Annotated in this window: 16 protein-coding genes; 4 read left to right on the top strand and 12 right to left on the bottom strand. The window is 64.8% G+C overall.

From position 1 onward, the window contains the following. Nucleotides 1–17 precede the first annotated feature (17 nt). From UC34_RS01290 to mdlC, 3 genes are all read right to left on the bottom strand, one after another. Entirely contained in the window at nucleotides 18–1,382 is a 1,365-nt protein-coding gene (locus UC34_RS01290; RefSeq protein WP_044453368.1) for an MFS transporter, read from the bottom strand. A 99-nt stretch (nucleotides 1,383–1,481) separates the two neighbouring features. Continuing rightward, a complete protein-coding gene (locus UC34_RS01285; protein ID WP_044453366.1) occupies nucleotides 1,482–2,948 on the bottom strand; it encodes an aldehyde dehydrogenase in 1,467 nt (488 codons plus the stop codon). Nucleotides 2,949–3,014: 66 nt separating this feature from the next. Beyond that, nucleotides 3,015–4,643, bottom strand: a complete 1,629-nt coding sequence (gene mdlC / locus UC34_RS01280; RefSeq protein ID WP_044453364.1) for a benzoylformate decarboxylase — start codon at nucleotides 4,641–4,643, stop codon at nucleotides 3,015–3,017. A gap of 251 nt (nucleotides 4,644–4,894) precedes the next feature. Between mdlC and UC34_RS01275 the strand changes: the two genes are divergently transcribed. Beyond that, nucleotides 4,895–5,800: a LysR family transcriptional regulator gene (locus UC34_RS01275; protein WP_044453363.1), complete on the top strand. Its 906-nt coding sequence runs from the start codon at nucleotides 4,895–4,897 to the stop codon at nucleotides 5,798–5,800. Nucleotides 5,801–5,956: 156 nt separating this feature from the next. On the opposite strand, the gene argB is transcribed toward UC34_RS01275, so the two are convergent. Both argB and UC34_RS01260 read right to left on the bottom strand, forming a co-directional pair. Next, a complete protein-coding gene (gene argB, locus UC34_RS01270) occupies nucleotides 5,957–6,862 on the bottom strand; it encodes an acetylglutamate kinase (RefSeq protein WP_044453362.1) in 906 nt (301 codons plus the stop codon). Between the two features lie 785 nt (nucleotides 6,863–7,647). After that, the gene (locus UC34_RS01260) at nucleotides 7,648–8,145 is read right to left on the bottom strand and encodes a copper chaperone PCu(A)C (RefSeq protein ID WP_044453360.1); all 498 of its coding nucleotides are present in this window, start codon (nucleotides 8,143–8,145) and stop codon (nucleotides 7,648–7,650) included. Nucleotides 8,146–8,386: 241 nt separating this feature from the next. Between UC34_RS01260 and UC34_RS01255 the strand changes: the two genes are divergently transcribed. Both UC34_RS01255 and UC34_RS01250 read left to right on the top strand, forming a co-directional pair. Then, on the top strand, nucleotides 8,387–9,655 hold the full coding sequence (locus UC34_RS01255) for an ATP-binding protein (protein WP_044453358.1): 1,269 nt from the start codon (nucleotides 8,387–8,389) through the stop codon (nucleotides 9,653–9,655). Then, nucleotides 9,652–10,194 (top strand): response regulator transcription factor, encoded by a 543-nt coding sequence (locus UC34_RS01250; protein WP_039394779.1) that lies wholly within the window; start codon nucleotides 9,652–9,654, stop codon nucleotides 10,192–10,194. Before UC34_RS01255 ends, UC34_RS01250 begins: the two co-directional genes overlap by 4 nt. Before the next feature lie 92 nt (nucleotides 10,195–10,286). Here UC34_RS01250 and hslU read toward each other — a convergent pair whose 3' ends face one another. The 7 genes from hslU to UC34_RS01215 form a co-directional block, all read right to left on the bottom strand. Beyond that, a complete protein-coding gene (hslU, locus tag UC34_RS01245) occupies nucleotides 10,287–11,645 on the bottom strand; it encodes an ATP-dependent protease ATPase subunit HslU (RefSeq protein WP_044453355.1) in 1,359 nt (452 codons plus the stop codon). Nucleotides 11,646–11,784: 139 nt separating this feature from the next. Then, the gene (hslV, locus tag UC34_RS01240; protein WP_044453353.1) at nucleotides 11,785–12,336 is read right to left on the bottom strand and encodes an ATP-dependent protease subunit HslV; all 552 of its coding nucleotides are present in this window, start codon (nucleotides 12,334–12,336) and stop codon (nucleotides 11,785–11,787) included. A 334-nt stretch (nucleotides 12,337–12,670) separates the two neighbouring features. Continuing rightward, nucleotides 12,671–14,698, bottom strand: a complete 2,028-nt coding sequence (locus tag UC34_RS01235) for a TonB-dependent receptor (protein ID WP_044457599.1) — start codon at nucleotides 14,696–14,698, stop codon at nucleotides 12,671–12,673. Between the two features lie 390 nt (nucleotides 14,699–15,088). Continuing rightward, nucleotides 15,089–15,637 carry a hypothetical protein gene (locus tag UC34_RS01230; RefSeq protein WP_044453352.1) on the bottom strand — a complete coding sequence of 183 codons (549 nt, stop codon included), beginning with the start codon at nucleotides 15,635–15,637 and terminating at the stop codon, nucleotides 15,089–15,091. A gap of 247 nt (nucleotides 15,638–15,884) precedes the next feature. Beyond that, nucleotides 15,885–16,304 (bottom strand): RNA polymerase-binding protein DksA, encoded by a 420-nt coding sequence (gene dksA, locus UC34_RS01225; RefSeq protein WP_044457598.1) that lies wholly within the window; start codon nucleotides 16,302–16,304, stop codon nucleotides 15,885–15,887. A gap of 390 nt (nucleotides 16,305–16,694) precedes the next feature. Beyond that, complete coding sequence (locus tag UC34_RS01220; protein WP_044453351.1) at nucleotides 16,695–17,777, bottom strand: CobW family GTP-binding protein; 1,083 nt, start codon at nucleotides 17,775–17,777, stop codon at nucleotides 16,695–16,697. Nucleotides 17,778–17,816: 39 nt separating this feature from the next. Next, nucleotides 17,817–18,311 carry a Fur family transcriptional regulator gene (locus UC34_RS01215; protein WP_044453350.1) on the bottom strand — a complete coding sequence of 165 codons (495 nt, stop codon included), beginning with the start codon at nucleotides 18,309–18,311 and terminating at the stop codon, nucleotides 17,817–17,819. A 218-nt stretch (nucleotides 18,312–18,529) separates the two neighbouring features. Between UC34_RS01215 and UC34_RS01210 the strand changes: the two genes are divergently transcribed. Beyond that, entirely contained in the window at nucleotides 18,530–19,405 is an 876-nt protein-coding gene (locus tag UC34_RS01210) for a DMT family transporter (protein ID WP_044457597.1), read from the top strand. Nucleotides 19,406–19,426: the final 21 nt, after the last annotated feature.

Here is a 19,426-nt window from a genome sequence, read left to right as displayed (position 1 = left end):
TCCACGTGCGTCACACGTTACATCGTGCGGTGTCGGGTCTCCCGCACCAGCAGTGTCGAGATCAGCGCCATCGCCGCCAACACGAGGAAGTACACGATCACCGGCCAGATCTGACCGTGGCTCCACGCGAGCAGACTCGCGGCAATCATCGGTGCGAGGCCACCGCCCATCACCGTGCCCACCTGTTTGCCGAGCGACACGCCGGAAAAGCGCACGCGCGTGTCGAACAGTTCCGAGAAGAAGCTGCCCTCGGGACCAAACATCATCGGATGAATCACGCCCGCCCCGATCACGATGGCCAGTACGACCAGCGCCGTCTCCTTGCTGCCCATCATCAGGAAGAAGGGATAGATGAAGAGCGCCGTGGCGGCGAGTCCCATCAGGAACATCGGGCGACGTCCCAGCTTGTCGGAGAGCATGCCGAACGCGGGGATCGTGAGCATGGCGAGAATATTGGCGTACAGCACGCCGTCGGCCATCACGTTACGCGGCAGACCGAGCGTCTTGGTGCCGTACGACAACGAGAAAATCGCCACCAGATAGAAGAAGCTCGTCTCCGCCAGACAGATGAAGAAGGTGACAAGCGTCGGGCGCCAGTAGTTCGTCAGCACTTCGGCCACCGGCACTTTCGCGATGTCGCGGTGCTGCTCAGCCGCCTTGAAGCTCGGCGACTCCTCCACCTTCAGCCGTACGTACGTGCCGAGCGCGACGAGCAGCAGGCTCACGAGAAACGGCAGACGCCAGCCCCACGACAGCAGATCGTCTTCCGGCAAGCGCGTGACGAGCACGATGGCGAGCGACGCGCCGACGATCGAGGTCGGCCCGGCCGCCTGAATCAGCCCCCCGAACAGACCGCGCAAATGCGCCGGCGCGCCTTCGACCGTCATGAGCAGCCCGCCGACGGATTCGCCACCGAGCGCGAAGCCCTGGATAAAGCGTAGCGTCACGAGCATGATCGGCGCCCACACGCCGACCATGGCGTAGGTCGGCAGCAGACCGATGAGCGTGGTCGCCACGCCCATCAGAATCAGCGTGAACAGCAGAATCGACTTGCGCCCGATGCGGTCGCCGAAGTGTCCGAAGACGATGCCGCCGATGGGGCGTGCAAGAAAGCCCACGGCGAACGTCGCGAATACGGCGATCATGCCCGTCATCGAATCGAGTTGCGGGAAGAACAACCGGTCGAAAACGATGGGGGCAAGAAAGCCGTAGACGAAAAAGTCGTACCACTCGATGGCCGTGCCGAAGCAACTGGCCGCGACGACGCGGCCGAAGTTCGGCGCGGCAGCGGCAGGCGCTTCCGTGGCGTTGGACGAGGCGCCGGGCGCGCCCGATGATGCAGCACGCGCGGCCGCAGGGGCAGTTTCAAACGGTTGTGACACGGTTGTCTCCTCCGGCCGTCTATTCCGGTGTCCGGCTGCGGCGGTATGGTGGATGTAGAGTGAAAAAGGTCATCGAAAGCGGCTAAGGACCGCTTCCGCTCAGAACGGGTAATGACGCGGCGTGGTCTGCACCGTCATCCAGCGCAACTCGGTGAACTCGTGCACGCCGGCCTTGCCGCCAAAGCGTCCCCAGCCGCTCGCCTTCACGCCGCCGAACGGCATCTGCGCTTCGTCGTGCACGGTGGGCCCGTTGATATGGCAGATACCCGACTCGATGCGCTTCGCCACCCCCATCGCACGTGCGATATCGCGGCTGAACACGGCCGCCGACAGGCCGTACGCGTTGTCGTTGGCGCAGGCGATGGCGGCTTCGTCGTCCTTCACGCGCACGATGCCCTTGACCGGGCCGAACGACTCCTCGGTGTAGATCTGCATCTCGGGGGTGACATGATCGAGCAGCGTGGCGGGCATCAGCGTGGTCTCGGCACGGCCACCGCACAGCAGCTTTGCGCCTTTGGCGAGCGCGTCGTCGATGAGCGCATTGCAGCGCTCGACCGTCGACATGTCGATCACCGAACCGAGCACGACCGGGCCGTTGCGGGGGTCGCCCAGCGGGAGCGCACGCGCCTTCGCCGCGAGCTTTTCGACGAACGCGTCCGCAATCGCTTCCGCCACGACGATGCGCTCCGTCGACATGCAGATCTGGCCCGAGTTGGCGAACGCGCCGAACGCCACGCCGTTCACGGCGTCGTCAAGATCGGCATCATCGAGCACGAGGCACGGGGCCTTGCCTCCGAGTTCGAGCACCGCGGGCTTGAGATGCGTCGCGCACAACGCCGCGATGATCTGCCCCACGCGCGTGGAGCCGGTGAAATTCACGCGCCGCACGGCCGGCTCGGCAATCAGGGCTTCGACGACGGCGCCGGCGTCTTTCGGTGCGTTGGTAATGAAATTCACCACGCCCGGCGGCAGACCGGCTTCGTCCAGCGCGTCGGCAATCAGGCCGTGCGTCGCCGGACACAACTCGGAGCCCTTGAAGACAACGGTATTGCCACACGCAAGCGGCAACGCCAGCGCGCGCACGCCAAGAATCACCGGCGCATTCCACGGGGCAATGCCAAGCACGACACCCGCCGCCTGACGCACGCCCATGGCGAGGCTGCCGGGCACGTCCGAGGGAATGATTTCACCGGCGATCTGCGTCGTCATGGCGGCGGCTTCGCGCAGTCCCTGTGCGGCGAGATGGACATTGAATCCGGCCCACAGGCCGGACGCCCCGGTCTCCGCGGCCATCGCGGCCTGAAACTGTTCCACCCGCGCTTCGAGCCTGTCGGCCGCCTTCATCAACAGCGCACGGCGCTCGCCCGGGCCGGTGTTCGACCATGCAGGGAACGCGTCGCGTGCGGCATGCACGGCGGCGCGCGCATCGACGGCCGTCGCCGCAGGGGCACGCGAGGCCACGTCGCCGTCGAGCGGATTGCGTCGCTCGAACGTCGCGCCGTTGGTGGCGCCGACGCGCCGACCGGCGATGAGCATCGTGAGGGCTTTGGGGTCTTGAACGGACATGGGATTACGTCTCCTGGTTCTGAAGGGCGACTCGCGAGGACATGGATGTCTGAAATGCGTCGGGCATCATGCCACTACCAGCTCGACGAGACATGTCTCGCCGCAGGCGATGGCCTGCGACAGCACGTCGTGCAACTCGCTGCCCTGCGTCACGCGCTGCGCCTTCACGCCCATGCCCTGCGCCAGTTGCACGAAATCGAGATCCGGCAGATCGGTGCCCTGCACCGGGTCCTTCGGGCCGAAGCCGAACGACGGCGCGAAGTCCTGCAAGGCGGCGTAGCGACGGTTATTCAGGATAACGAATGTTATTGGCAAACGCGCCTGCGCCGCGCTCCACAGCGCCTGAATCGAATACATCGCCGAGCCGTCGCCGATCAGGCCGACGACACGCCGCTCCGGATTCGCCATCGCCACACCGACTGCGGCAGGCATGGAATAACCCAGACCGCCGCTGTTCATCGTGTAGAACGTGCCAGCTTGCGTGAACGGCAGGTATTGCTGCATGACAGGGCGCGCACTCGGCGCTTCCTCCACGACGATGTCCTGCGCATCGCGCACCTGCGCCAGCGTTTGCAGTGCGAACGCCGTGGTCATCGGCGCGCCCGGCGGGTTGGGCAGCGCCACGGGCGGCACGGCACGCACCGGCGGCATGTCCCGCTCGTGCGGGACATCGCGCGCGAGCAGCGCCTCTACGCCAAGACGCACATTGCCGACGACCGAGGCGCCGACCGGTGTCCATGCCGCAACGCCCGGATCTTCGATCAGCTGGAACAACGATGCGCCTTCAGGCACATGCGGCCCCGCGCCTTCCACGTGATAGGTGAAGGCCGGCGCCCCGATCACGAGAATGAGGTCGTGGCCGCCGAGCAGCCCGACGATCTTCTCGCGCATCGGCGGCAGGAAACCGGCGAACAGCCGATGGTCTTCGGGGAAGGCACAGCGCGCGCACATCGGCGCGGTGAAAACACGCGCACGATGGCGCTCGGCCAGGGCCACCACGGCGTCGAACGCGCCGGCGCGATCGATCGACGAACCGACGACGAAGGCCGGACGCTCGCACGCGTCGAGCGCCGCCGCCAGTTGGGCGAGCGCCACGGGGTCGGCCTGCACGCGCGTGCTCACCTGACGTGGCGGCACCGGCTCGGCGGGGCGATCCCAGTCATCCACCGGAATCGACACGAAGACCGGGCCCTTCGGTTCCTGCATGGCGAGGTGATAGGCCCGGGCGAGCGCGAGCGGCACGTCTTCGGCGCGCGCGGGTTCGAGGCTGAACTTGACGTACGGCTGCGGCAGTTCGGTCGCGCGAACCGAGGCAAGGAAAGGATCGAACGGGAGAATCGAGCGGGCCTGCTGTCCGGCGGTGACGATCAGCGGCGTCTGATTTTTGTACGCGGTGAAGATGTTGCCCATCGCGTTGCCCACGCCGGCAGCGGAATGCAGGTTGATGAACGCCGCATTGCCGGTGGCCTGCGCATAGCCGTCCGCCATGCCGACGACGACGGCTTCCTGCAATCCCAGCACGTATTCGAAGTCTTCGGGGAAATCGCGAAACAGGGGCAACTCGGTCGACCCGGGATTGGCGAACACCTTCGTCATGCCGTGGCGACGCATCAGATCGATGACCGCCTCGCGCACGGTGAGGCTCTGGGGAGCGCCGGCGCTTTGCCCGGCACGCAGTTCTCGACTGTCTTTCATGGATGCGGATTGTCTACGGTTGTCTCTCGCCGCCATCGACGCGCAGGACGTGGCGGCATGGTTTTTATATCGGCCCGGTGGCTCGACCGACGGGCGTCGGTCCAGCGATCAGGCAAGTATAGGCAGCCGATATATGCATCGGAATTGCTTTTACGTGCCGAAGTCATTACGCTTTTGCATGACTTTGCCATGCGCCGTCGCCACCCTTCGTGATCGGCGTCTTCGCACCTTCGGGAGTTCCGTCGTCCGCCATGAGCCTCAATCTCCAGCAACTGCGCGCCTTCACGACGATCGTCGCGACCGGTAGCCTGGGGCGCGCCGCCACCGAATTGCATCTCACCCAGCCCGCGCTCAGCCGTACGATCAAACGTCTCGAGACGGATCTGGGCGCGCCGCTGTTCGAGCGTCACAGCAAGGGCATGGAGCTGACGGCGTTCGGACAGGCGCTGCTGCCGCACGCGATGCTGCTTGCGCGTGAGGCGGAGCATGCACGCGAGGAAATCGATGCGTTGCGCGGACTCGCAAAAGGCACGATCAAGGTCGGCGCGGTAGGCGCCATCGCCAGTCATGTGCTGCCGCTTGCCGTCGATCGCGTGCTCACCCGATGGCCGAATCTGCGCGTGGAGATCATCGAGGGCGTGTGGGACCGGCTCGCGCAGGGACTGATGCGCCACGAGATCGATCTGGCGCTCTCGACCGTCGCCCCGGATACCGAAGACATCGTCGCCATCGCCGATTGCCATTGGCAAGACGACAGCTACGTGGTGGCGAGGTGCGATCATCCCCTGCGCCAGCGCAAGACGATTACGCTGGCCGACACGCTCGGCGAACGCTGGGCGATTCCGCCGCGCGGCACGGCGCCGTACGCCCACATGCAGGACGTATTCGCAGCCCATGGACTGGGACTGCCCAATATCGTCGTGGAAACGCGCTCGGTGCCGGTGCTCAAGAGCATGGTCGCGCGCTGCGGCTTTCTGACGTGGATGCCCGAGCCGATGTACGACGTCGAGGCCGCCGCACGCGTGATGGATACGCTGCCGATCGCGACCGTGCGTGCGACACGCACGCTCACGGCGTTCCGCCGTCGCCAGGGAATACTGCCAAGCCCTGCCGCGAAATTGCTCGACGAATTGCGTCGGCTCACGGCGCCGGCTTGAGGGTTCGGCGCTCGTTCAGTGGTCGTTCAGCCGTCATTTCACGGACATCGGTGCCGCCCAAATGCAAAACGGACCCCGAAGGGTCCGTTGTCTGAAACTTCACAGGCTTGCGCACGCCGTCATACTGGGGTCGCGCGTCGCTCGCCGAGATCGCGCTCAGTGCGAGCGGATCATCGTGCCGAACGGCTGCTCGGTGAGAATCTCCAGCAGCACCGAATGCTCGATGCGGCCATCGACGATGTGCACCGACTTCACGCCGCTCTTGGCAGCGTCGAGCGCCGAGGAGATCTTCGGCAGCATGCCGCCCGAGATCGTGCCGTCTGCGAAGAGTTCGTCGATCTCGCGCGCCGACAGATCGGTCAGCAGATTGCCGTCCTTGTCCATCACGCCCGGGATGTTCGTCATCATCACCAGCTTCTCGGCGCCCAGCACCGTGGCGAGCTTGCCCGCCACGAGATCGGCGTTGATGTTGTACGCCTGACCGTCTTCGCCCACGCCGATCGGCGAGATGACGGGGATGAACGCGTCGTCCTGCAGCGCGCGCACCACGGCCGGATTGATCGAGTCGACTTCACCGACGTAGCCGATGTCGAGGAACTGACCGGCGTTCTCGCGATCCGGCATCATCATCTTGCGGGCGTTGATGAGGCCGCCATCCTTGCCGGTGAGGCCCACGGCCTGACCGCCGTACTGGTTGATCAGCATGACGATGTCCTGCTGGACTTCGCCGCCGAGCACCCACTCGACCACTTCCATCGTCTCTTCGTCCGTCACGCGCATGCCCTGGATGAACGTGCCCTGCTTGCCGATCTTCTTGAGCGCCTGATCGATTTGCGGGCCGCCACCGTGCACGACCACCGGGTTGATGCCGACGAGCTTGAGCAAAATGACGTCGCGCGCGAAGCCACGCTTCAATCGCTCTTCGGTCATGGCGTTACCGCCGTATTTGATCACCACGGTCTTGCCGTGGTACTTGCGGATGTACGGCATCGCCTCGGCCAGAATTTCGGCCTTGAGAGCGGGTGCGATGTCGTCGATGGAGTTCAGTAGCTGATCGGACATGGCGGGAAGGTTCGGAAGGTAAAGCGGGTGGACCGGGAAACAGGGCGAATTGTACAGCCAAGAAGTCTTGCCGTGCGGGGCGTTGAAGGCTTTCGGCGGGTTTCGACAGGTCCCGGGGCTTGCCTCGGCCCATGCCTGTGGCTACGCTTCGTCACGGGTATGGCGGCAAGCGCAAAAGCGGCGATTCTCGCCCCGTCAGCGGCACAGGCACGCGTGTGCGTATCACCCCTTTCACTTGCCAAAGAACGCCCGTGAGTGGCCGATTTTTACCTTGTTCTCTCTCATCGCCCGATTGCACCCCGCATGTGCCCGGCGAGCGACGCTCGACATGCTGTTGCACCTGCGCAACTCGGTCGACTTGGGCCACTCGGCGGACGAGACATCCGGCAGCCTGTCTCTCACGAGACGAAAATCAGTGAGCGAGTTCGGGTAATGGACAGCAAGCCGACGACAAACGACGCATCCGATCCCTCGCGCTGTCCGCAGTGCGGGGCCGAGGTCGTCTGCGGGGCCGTGCTCGGCGCGCAAGCGCCTGGTGGGGAAATGCGCTGTTGGTGCCTCGATTGGCCGCGCCTGCCTGTCTCGGCAAGATCCGGTGCTGCGACTTGCCTGTGTGCGGCCTGTTTGCGCGCGGCGCTTCGCGCCGCCGGGGTGGAGACCGACGGCGCCGGCACCGCCCCCGGCAAGGCGAGTTGAGCGACCGGATCCCGCCGCCCCGTCACGCCTGACCACGCGGGCAAGGCGCGCCGGAACCGACATCGGGCCGAACATCACATCCGGTCACATCACTTATGTGCACCGTGCGCCATGCCCGCCATGCCATCCCCCGCCGGTGCCGCCGCGCTCAGGTCGCGCACCGTGGCCTGCACCTGCTGCTCGGTGGTCTTGTGATCGGCGGTCTCGAACTTCAGCGTCACCGGCACGGTGTCGCCCGTCTTGAGCGGCGCCTTCAGATCCGTGAGCATGATGTGATAGCTACCCGGCTTGAGCTCCACCGGCTTGTCCGCCGCGAGCGGGAGTCCCTTGGGCAGCGCGCGCATTTTCATGACCGTGCCTTCGAGCTTCATTTCATGCACTTCGGCATTGGCCGCCGCCGGGGTGCTTACGCTGAGCAGTGTCGTGGGCTGATGTGCCTGCAACGTCATATAGATGGCAGACGAGGTCTGGCCGGGAACCGTGCTGCGCGCCCAGGCGCCGGACACGTCCACCGCGTTTTGTGCGAAGGCCGTGACCGAGGCCATGCCGAGACCGAATGCGACCGCCGCCAAAAGCTTGTGCTTCATGCAAACTCCTCATTGTTGTCGACGGGCCGACTCTCGCCGCTCGTCAGGGGTCTACGTCTGTCGGTTCGACGAAGACATCGCGCGACTTTATGCCGCGCAAAACGCGAATGATCATTGTAGTCGCGCGCCGTCGAATGCATGTGCAGGCTACGGAATACCGAACCTCAGGGCGATGCGGCAGAGTGTCGCAGCGGCTCGCTGCGCCCGATGGCGCGGGACGCGGACTTGGTACACTTGTCGTATGACTCATTTTCCCATCGAGCGGACCAACGTCGTCCAGCTCTTCTGGTTGCGCTGCCTGGCGATCGTCGGCCAGCTGGCGACCATTGGCGTGGCGCAACTCTGGCTTGGCGTGCGCTTGCCGCTCGAGCCGATGCTCACCATCGTCGCACTGGAAGTGCTGTTCAACGTGCTCACGTGGATACGGGCGCGACGCGGCATCGAACGCGCCAAGCGGCGCACCGATCTCGATCTGATGGGGCAGTTGCTCGTCGATCTGGCCGCACTCACGGCGCTGCTGTTCTTCTCCGGCGGCGCGACCAATCCCTTCGTTTCGCTCTTCCTTCCCGGACTGGCGATTGCCGCTGCCGTACTGCCGTGGCGTAACGCATCGCAACTCGCGCTGCTTTCGCTCGTCGCTTACGGCGCGCTCAACTTCCAGTACGTGCCGCTCGATCTCGCCGATCCGGGCAACCTGCTGCGCCTGCATCTTGCAGGGATGTGGGTGAACTTCGTGGTCAGCGTGCTGGTGATCGCCTGGTTCGTCTCGCGCATGTCGCGCGCGCTTCGTGCACGTGACGCCCAACTCGCCCGCGCCGAGCAGCGTCTGTTGCGTGACGAACGGATGGCGGCCCTGGGCGCCCAGGCAGCGAGCGTCGCGCACGAACTCGGCACGCCGCTCTCCACGATGGCGGTGGTCGTCGGCGAACTGCGCAGCGAGAGTGTGGGCAATAGTGCATTGAAACCGTTCGAGCCGGACCTCCAGACGCTGGAGCAGCAGATCGCGCTGTGCAAGAGCGCCATCGGTCACGTGCAGATGCGTGCGGCCGCGCCGGTGCGTCAGCCGCTTGCCGAATGGTTGCCCGCCTTCACCACCCAATGGCGGTTGCGCCATCCACAGGTGCAGTTCCAGTTGCACATGCCGCCCAAGCTGGCCGCGCGTATCGAGGACACCGTGCAGGTCGGCCAGATCCTGACGATCCTGCTCGACAACGCGGCTTACTTCAGCCCGGCGTCGGTCACGCTCGACGTGGCCGTGGCCCCGAACGACGTGTGCTTTACCGTTTGCGACGAAGGCCCGGGCATGAACGCCGAGCTTCGCGCCCGTCTGGGCAATTCGCCCGTCATGAGCACGCACGGCGGCCATGGCATGGGGCTGTATCTGGCGTTCGCCAGTGCACAGCGCCTTGGCGGCGACATCGCCCTTACCCCCAACACGCCGCAAGGCACACGCGCCGAGTTGCGCCTGCCGCTGGCGACCTTCTTCTTCGGTTCGCGGAGTCAGACATGAACGCCTCCCACTTTCTTCTTATCGACGACGATGTCGTGTTCGCCGAGACGCTGGCCCGGGCGCTGACCCGGCGCGGCTACGACGTGCAGATCGCCGCCGACAGCGCTGCGGCCTTACTTGCCGCACGCACGCGTCAGTTCGATCTGATTTCGGTCGACCTGCATCTGGGACACGACTCGGGCCTGCCGCTCATCGCGCCGCTGCGCGCGCTGCAACCGAAAGCGCGCATGCTGGTGCTCACCGGATATGCCAGCATTGCCACCGCCGTGCAGGCCGTCAAGGACGGCGCCGACAACTATCTGGCCAAGCCCGCCAATGCGGACACCATCCTGGCGTCGCTGCGCAGCGACGCGAGTGAAACGCAGGCCGACGAAGCCATCGAGAACCCCTCGCCGCTGTCGGTCGCGCGACTGGAGTGGGAGCACATTCAACGCGTGCTGGCCGAACACAACGGCAACATCTCCGCCACGGCCCGTGCGTTGAACATGCATCGACGTACGCTGCAACGCAAGCTGCTCAAGCGTCCCGTCAAGCAGTAAGCACGACAACGCGACGCAATCGCCGAAGCCATTCCGTGAACGAAAAAAGGCCCCTTGCGGGGCCTTTTCGTTTGACCGTCGGCGTGACGCCGTTACAGCACGTAGCGCGACAGATCTTCGTTCTGCGCCACTTCTTCCAGGAAGCGATTCACGTATTCCGTGTTGATCGTGACCACTTCGCCGGACTGCTTGCCTGCGCTGTACGAAATGTCTTCGAGCAGCTTCTCGATAACCGTGTACAGTCGACGCGCACCGATGTTCTCCGTCTTTTCGTTGACCGAGAACGCGATCTCCGCGAGACGCTTGATACCGTCCGGCGCGAATTCGAGCTTCACGTCTTCGGTGGCGAGCAACGCCTGATATTGCTTCACGAGGCTGGCGTCCGTCTGCGTGAGAATCGCTTCGAAGTCTTCGACCGACAGCGATTCGAGTTCGACGCGAATCGGGAAGCGGCCTTGCAGCTCCGGAATCAGATCGCTCGGCTTGGCCAGATGGAACGCACCGCTCGCAATGAACAGGATGTGGTCCGTCTTGATCATGCCGAACTTCGTGCTCACGGTCGTGCCTTCGACCAGCGGCAGCAAGTCGCGCTGCACGCCCTGACGCGACACGTCGCCCCCGCCCACTTCGCTGCGCGTGGCGATCTTGTCGATCTCATCGAGAAACACGATGCCGTTCTGCTCGACGTTGCGCAGGGCCAGTTGCTTGACCTCCTCGTCGTTGAGCATCTTCGACGCCTCTTCGTCCGTGAGGATCTTGAGCGCGTCCTTGATCTTGAGCTTCTGACGCTTCTTCTTCTGGTTGCCCAGATTCGCGAACATGCCCTTGATCTGCTCGGTCATCTCTTCCATTCCCGGCGGGCCCATGATTTCCATGCCCTGTGCCGGAATTTCGACTTCGAGTTCGATTTCCTTGTCGTCGAGCGCACCTTCACGCAAACGCTTGCGGAAGGTCTGACGCGTGGCGTTGTCTTCGCCGCTCGGATCGCTGTCATGCGCGGCCGAACCGAAGCGAATGTCGCGCGACGATTCGCGCCCGGTCGGCAACAGCAGATCGAGAATGCGATCCTCGGCGCGGTCTTCGGCCTTGGTGCGCACCTTCTTCATCTCGGCTTCGCGCGTCTGCTTGATTGCGATTTCCGCGAGATCTCGCACGATGCTGTCCACGTCGCGGCCCACATAGCCAACTTCCGTGAACTTGGTCGCCTCGACCTTGATGAACGGCGCGTCCGCCAGCTTGGCCAGACGTCGCGCGATTTCGGTCTTGCCGACACCGGTCGGGCCGATCATCAGAATGTTCTTCGGCGTGATTTCCTGACGCAGGGGCTCGGCCACCTGCTGACGGCGCCAGCGGTTGCGCAACGCGACCGCGACGGCTTTCTTGGCCTTGTGCTGGCCGATGATGTGTTTGTCGAGTTCCGAAACGATCTCGGAGGGGGTCATATGGGTCATGACGTTCGCCAGTGTAGGGGTTCGCAAAGCAGGTGACGCCCGGCCCGGCGGCGAAACGTTCAGGGATCTGTCGATTCGCCACCGGCCGGCAAGTCGCGCCGCAGGAGTCCACCCGCTGCGACGCGTGCGTCGTCCGACGTTACTTCGCTGCCTTCGGCGGCAGCGATTCGATGATGTGATTGCCGTTGGTGTAGATGCACATTTCGCCCGCGATCGTCAGCGCTTTCTTGACGATGTCCGCCGGCGTGAGGTCGGTGTTCTCGACCAGCGCGCGTGCGGCAGCCTGTGCGTAGGACCCGCCCGAACCGATGGCCGCCACGCCGCCTTCCGGGTCGAGCACGTCGCCGTTGCCGGTGATGACCAGGGTGGTCTCGGCGTCCGCGACGATCATCATCGCCTCGAGACGTCGCAGCATGCGATCCGTACGCCAGTCCTTGGCGAGCTCGACGGCCGAGCGCGTGAGATGGCCCTGATGCTTCTGAAGCTTCGCTTCGAAGCGGTCGAGCAGCGAGAAGGCGTCTGCGGTAGCGCCCGCGAAGCCGACCATGACCTTGCCGTCATAGATCGTGCGGACCTTGCGCGCCGTACCCTTCATCACGATGTTGCCGAGCGTGACCTGTCCGTCACCGCCGAGCGCGACCTGATCGCCGCGCCGAACGGAGACGATGGTGGTGCCGTGATATTGCTCCATGCCTGTTCCTTTTCGGGGGGCGACATGCGCCCCGTAACGATTGGCCCGGCGGCCGCGCGCATGCCGTCCGTGGACGGTGACGACGCGCCCGGTGGGCGAGACGTCACTGTAGTTTAGGGCAATCGAAAGAATATCAAGAGGCGTCGACGGCATCCGGCAAGGCATGCCATCGACGACAAGCCGATGCCCGGGAGGCGGCATGGATCGTGGCGTTGGCGCGGCATTGCGCCGCGCGAGCCTGGGGATGCGAGGCAATTTCTCGGAAATTGCCTCGATTATGCGGTGAGGCGCAGCAGACTGCGGCGCCGTCCAGAGCGTTGCAGGGGCAACGCGTTCAGAACGTGGTGCGCAATCCCACGCGAACCGCACGACCGCCCTGCGGTGCAATGTCGCGCAGCACCGAACTGGCCAGACGCACTTCCTGATTGGTCAGGTTCTCGCCCTTCAGATAGGCCAGCCACTGTGCGCCGCCGGCCTTGAACTGGTAGGTGAGCGCAGCGCCCAGTGTGGTGTAGCCGCTGGTCGTCAGATCGTTGGCCGGTACACGCCCCTGATTGCTCGCGTGGACCATCTCCAGGCGTGCGCCCCAGTGACCCAGCCCGTACACGAGCGCCGCCGTCAGACGCAACGGTGCAATGCGCGGCAGCGGTTCACCCGTGTCGCGATTGCGGCCGATCGTGTAATCGCCGCGAAGTTCGACGTCGAGATTGCCGTAACCCTGCCAGACACGGGCGCGGCCTTCGGCTTCGAAGCCATAGAGGTCGGCAGGCACCCCGGCGTACTGATAGACCGGCAGCGGGTTCTCGTCCCCCTCAACCGTGCGGCCCGTGTTGTTCAGCGCAATGAAGTTGGTGAAGCGGCTGTAGAACACCCCCACGCTGCCCTTGTTCGGACCGTTTTCATAGCGCAGCGACAAATCCGTGGAGAACGCCTTTTCAAGCTTGGCCTGCGGATCGCCGATTTCGTACACTCCGGTCGCGAGGTGCGGGCCGTTGGCATACAGCTCGTAGAAGGTCGGTGCACGTTCGGTGTAGGCGGTATTGAGGGCCACGGACCACGCCGGCGCCAGCGCGAACACCGCCCCGGCCGACACGCTGCCCGGCGTGAAGTTGCGCGACGGCAGGTTATCGAAGCGCTCGTTGCCCCCGGCGCTCGGCTTCACGCTGGAGTGCTCGACGCGCGCACCGAACGAGAGCTTCACTGCCTGATTGACAGCCCACTCTTCGAGCGCAAACAGCGCCACGTTGGTCGTGTCGCTCTTGGGCACGAACGCTTCTTCGCCCAGGGCGGAGAACGTGTTCTGCGAGAACTGCACGCCCACGGCGCCTTCGAGCGGCCCGATCTTCGCGTGACGCGCCTCGATGCGTCCCTCATAGCCGTGATTCTTGAAGGTCGTGCCCGTCTGCCCGTTCTCGATTTCCTTGTGCTCGTAATCGGTGTAACCGAAATCGAACTTGAACGCCGTGAAGGGGCCGCTGAGGTTGCGCACTTCACTGGCCAGCGCAAGACGCTGCTGACGCAAGCGGATGCGCGTGTTTTGCTCGGCAACGGTGCCGTAGTCGGAGTCGTACCCGGAGTACGAGAGGCCCGCGTAACCGTCGGCCCATGTCCACGAGGCGCCGGCGGCCGCGCCGCTCGTCTGCCCGTCGCTGTTAGGCAAGGTGCCGGAGGGCTGCGCCACATCTTCGTCGTCGCGCGCGCGTTGTTGCGCCGAACGGGCGAAGCCCGGAATGCGCAGGTCGGCGCTCTTGCGCGCGAAACCGTCGACATGGAAGGCGAACTGGCCGTTGCCGAATTCGAGTTGTGCAGCGCCGGCACGCTCCCGGTTGGCGCCGCCATAGCTGACGTCCGTGGCCCCCGAGATGCCATTGAGGGCTTCACGCGGAATGCGGTTGTCGATGGTGTTGACCACGCCGCCCACGGCGTTGCCGCCGTACAGTAGCGCCGCCGGACCTCGCACGATCTCCACGCGCTCGATGCTCAGCGGGTCCTGCGCCACGGCGTGATCGTAGGACAGCGAGGAGGCGTCGAGCGACGCCGTGCCGTTTTGCAGGACGCGGATGCGATCGCCATCGAGGCCGCGAATGATCGGACGGCTGACGTTCGGGCCATACGACGTGGCCGACACGCCCGGCAGGCCATCCAGCGTCTCGCCAAGCGTGGCGGCGCGACGCAGCGCGAGCGCCTTGCCGTCCAGTTCGGTGATCGGGGCGGCCAGATCGGCGGCGGCGCGACCGAGCGGGTTGCCCGTGACGAATGTGGCGGGCAGCGCCGCTTCCGGGGTCGCGCTCGTCACCGGCGCGCTTGTGGTGGCGGCTGGGCCCGACGATGCGTCGGCGGCGTGCGCCGAGACGCTGGTCATTGCGAAGGCGCTGAACGTGAGCGCTGCGGCGAGCGGCAGCGGCGCGAGCGTCGGGCGCGCGCGGCGGCGCGCTCCGGCGTCGTGTGCAAGCGGGAGGGCGGCGGCACGTTCACGTGCGACGCGGGAAGACGGCGTTGAAGCAATGGAGGGCGTTGCCATATCGGTCGGGTGTTAATCGGTCTGGTACTGATCGGTCTGAGGGCAGCGAGTGCATTCGCCGTAGGACGGCGCTGCACGTGTCCCGTGATTCGGCACGAACACGCGCGCAATGCGCCGACGTCGCCGACCGTGAGGCGGCGTGCATCGGCACCGTGCTGGCGAGAATTCGTGGAAAACCTCGAAGACGTGATCGACGACGTGATCGCAGACGTTGTCGAAGACGTCCGGGCGTCAGACCGCGACCGGTGGCGCGCGGGAATCGAACGGCAGGAGGACGGCGCTCGCGTGGCTTCGTCCATGGGGGCGCAATGGGGCCTGCGCCGTGTGGGCAGCGCCCGACCACTGGAGCACCGCCACGGCCATGGCCATGGCGAGGGTCGCGCCCTCGAAAAGATGGCAATGGTGGTGATGGGTGCCGAAACTTGCGTGCGACGCAGGTATCGATTGCGCAGCCTCGTTGGCAGCGCCACGCCCCATGGTGGGGACTAAACTGTCATCGCCATCGTCGCCACCCGCGCCGGCCGAGACGAGGACATCGCTCGCGGCATGGGTGGCGCTTGCGAGCGTCGAGAAGGCCTTCGCAGCAACCGGGCCGCCACCCGGCAACCCCGGCAACACGCCGGACAACTCGCGGGCATGCACGATCTCATGCTGCAAGCCCCACATCTGCACGCAAAGCAACGCGACGATCAGCCACGCGATCCAGCCGCTGCGCCCACGCCCGAGCGGCGTACGCGAGCGCGCACGCCATTGGCGGAAGACGGAATCGATGGAAGGCATGGAAAGGCTAGAATTGCAACTGAGTTGCAATTCTGCCATAAAGCGATGTCAGCCGCGAGTCCGGCGTGACGTTGCGCGCAGGCCACACGCCGAGGCGTAGGCGTGCGCCCCGGGCGCGCGTGCGTCCCTGGTCGACCGGTCGGGATCGAAAGCCCAACAAAAAAGGCATGCCGTGAAGACATGCCTTCGATCGAGCGCGGTACCCGTTCACCGCCACCGCGCGGGATCGGGACCGGTCATGCGTGCATCAGTCGCCGAACAGCTTCTGGCGCAGTTCGCGGCGCTCCTGCGCTTCGAGCGAGAGCGTTGCGGTCGGACGTGCGAGCAGACGCGGCACGCCGATCGGCTCACCGGTCTCTTCGCACCAGCCGTACTCACCCGACTCGATGCGAGCGAGCGATTGCTGGACCTTCTTCAGAAGCTTGCGCTCGCGATCGCGAGTGCGCAGTTCCAGCGCGTGCTCTTCCTCAATCGTGGCGCGGTCGGCCGGATCCGGAACCAGGATGGTTTCCCGCAGATTCTCGGTCGTCTGGCCAGCGTTACGCAGAATTTCGGCTTGCAGCTCTTCGAGACGATTCTTGAAGAAGTCGAGTTGAGCCTGATTCATATAGTCCTTGTCGGACATCTTCAGAATTTCGGCTTCGGTCAAAAGTCGTTGCTTGCTCATGGGTTTCTGTGGCGTCTCTTTCGGATGATCCGGCGATGCCCCTGTAGCGGGTGGCACGTCTTGCTTACCGGCAATGCCGCGGGCGGCTTCTTGGGTTACTTTCCTGCCGGACGATTTGGGTGGCCCCTTCTTGGCGGCGGCCTCTTCGCCCGTCTTCGATTTGCCTGCTGGAGCACGCTTGGCGCCCGCTCCCGGCGCCGGTTCTGACTGGCGCGTGGGGCGTGCGGTGGCAGTCTTGCGAGAGGCGGTGGCCATGACGGTGCTCCCCTGCCTACCCTCCGGAGCGCCGCGTCGATTCGCTGGCGGCAGCCCCAGTGGGCAGGTATTGTAACCGAATCGTCCGACAGCCCCGATTAAGGGCTTTCCCGTCACCGGATTCGGCAATTCCGCTCAGACCAGACAGCGTTCCAGCCCTTGCAGGATGATGTCTTTCGGCAGTTCCGCGCCAATGAACACCATCTTGGTGTTCGGCGTCTCCCCGGGTTGCCACTTCGCGCCCACGTCGCTACCCATCATCTGGTGAACGCCCTGGAACACGACCCGGCGGTCGATGCCGCGCATGTTTAATACGCCTTTATAACGCAATAAGCGTTCGCCGTACACCTGTAGGATGCTCCCGAGGAAATCCTCCAGCTTGGCCGGGTCGAACGGCTTCTCGCTGCGGAAGACGAACGACTTGATGGCGTCGTCGTGATGGGCGTGATGAGGATGGTGGTGGCCGTGGTCGTGACCTTCGTGGTCGCACTTGCCGTGGTCGTGATCGCAATGCGAATGATCGTGATCATGGTCGTGGTCGTGACCGTGGTCGTGCGCATGCGCGTCGGCGGCAAGGAAGTCCGGGTCGATGTCGAGCTTGTCGTTCAGGTTGAAGCCGTGAATATCGAAGATCTGCTTCAGGTCGGCCTGACCGAAGTCGACCACGAGTTGCGGCGCACGCGGATTCATGTGCGCGAGACGATGCTTCAGATCGTGCAGGGCGTCGGGCGTCACGAGGTCGGCCTTGGTAATGAACAGCCGGTCGGCGAAACCGACCTGACGCTGCACCACTTCGTGCTGATCGAGCTGCTGCTGGCCATGCTTGGCGTCGACCAGCGTGATGATGGCATCCAGGCGGTAGGTATCGGCCACTTCATCGTCGATGAAGAACGTTTGCGCCACCGGCCCGGGGTTGGCCAGGCCGGTCGTCTCGATGACCACGCGGTCGAACTGGATCTTGCCTTCGTCGCGCTGCGTATTCAGGTCGGAGAGCGCCTGCACCAGATCGCCACGGATCGTGCAGCAAATGCAGCCGTTGCTCATCTGTACGATCTGCTCGGCGTTGTCCTGCACGAGGATGTCGTTGTCGATGTTCTCTTCGCCGAATTCGTTTTCGATGACGGCGATCTTCATGCCGTGCGCTTCGGTCAGGATGCGCTTGAGCAGCGTGGTCTTACCGCTGCCGAGAAAGCCGGTCAGGATGGTGACGGGAGTCATGAATGCAATGTCCTGTGGTGGTACTGCGCGAGGGTCGCGTCAGTTGGTAGCCCCGGCGCACTGGGCGCAGGTGCCATGAATCAGAAGCTCGACCTGTTCGCCGACAAACCCCTTGGGCAGGCGCTTGAGTTCGCGCTCGCTTAATTGGGGATGCTGCGGCCAATCGTCAAGACAGAAAGTGCGGTGGCAGCGTACACAGCGGAAATGACCATGCTGCGTATGCGGACGCGGCGCGTTGGCACGTTCGGGATCGACGTGCTCGGCCATGACAAAGCGGAAGATGCGGTCGTCGCCCGCCTGCTTGATGGCCCAGCCTTGCGCGACCAGCCAGTCGAGCACGCGGTAGGCCGTCACACGGTCAAGCGGGTCGGCGTCGGTGGCCAGATCGGCCAGCACTTCCTGATGGGTGAGCGGCCGGCCCGCCTTGAGCAGCAATGCCAGCACACGTACGCGCCCCGAGGTCACGCGGCCCGATTGCTCCTGCAAGCTCGCGCGGGCCGCTTCCAGATACGGTTGTAGTTGAGTAAGGCTCATGAATCGATTTAAGCACAGCCCCGCCAGCGCTGCAACCGAGTTGCAAAAGTGGGGATAACCGCAAGGTTTTGCGGGACGACGCGGGATCCTGGCAAGCCATTCACGTCCAATTGCGCGATTTTAGCGATGGCTGGCCTGCCGCCCCCCAACCCCATCCTGATTGCCCCGTGGTCGCCGGCGATGCGTCATACAATGGACACAAAAAAACGTCCTTCGTCATGTCGCTCACCGCCCTCGCCCTTGTCGTTACCGCTGCTTTCCTGCACGCCACCTGGAACTTCGTCGCCAAACGGATCGACACCCGTGAGGGTGGCGGTCCGCAGCTCGTCTTTCTTTACGCACTGCTCACGGTCGTCCTCTACACGCCGCTCGCCCTCTATTTCCTGACGGGCACGCAAGCCAGTTGGCCCTCGCCGCTGGGGTGGGGCGTGATTGCTCTGAGCGCCCTGCTGCACTACGGCTACACGCTGGTCCTGCAGCGTGGCTATCGCGTGGGCGATCTGTCGGTGGTATATCCGCTCGCGCGGGGCACCGGGCCGCTGCTCTCGTCGCTGGGCGCCATCGTGTTGCTGGGGGAGCGTCCCGGCTGGCTCGCCCTCGTCGGCATCGGACTGGTGGTTTGCGGTGTGCTCGTGATCGCCGGCGGCGAACGTCTCTTTCGGCGCGGCAGCATGCACGCGGGCGCCGGCTGGGGCGTACTGACCGGCGGGTTCATCGCCGCCTATACGCTGGCGGACGCCTACGCCATTCGCACCCTGATGCTCGCGCCGCTCGTCTATTACTACCTGGAAAATGTGCTTCGGGTGGCGCTCTCGGCACCCACGGCCTTCTCGCGTCCCGCGCGTATCAAGATGCTCTGGCAGGCCAACTGGCGCAAGATTCTGGTGATTTCGACGATCTCGCCGATGTCCTACTTTCTGATTCTCACCGCGCTCAGGTATGCACCGGTGTCCCACGTCGCCCCGGCGCGCGAGATGTCGATGATGGTCGCCGCGTTACTCGGCGTTCGGGTGCTGGGCGAAGGCGAGATGCACCGCCGCGTGGGCGGCGCCGTGCTGATCGCGCTGGGCGTCGCGGGCCTGACGTTGGGTTGATGCGCCGGTGACGCCAGGGTG

The organism is Pandoraea vervacti, from assembly GCF_000934605.2.
In the GTDB taxonomy this organism is placed as follows: Bacteria; Pseudomonadota; Gammaproteobacteria; order Burkholderiales; family Burkholderiaceae; genus Pandoraea; species Pandoraea vervacti.
Note: the sequence above shows the minus strand (reverse complement) of the source record. Positions and strands in the feature narration are given on the sequence as shown.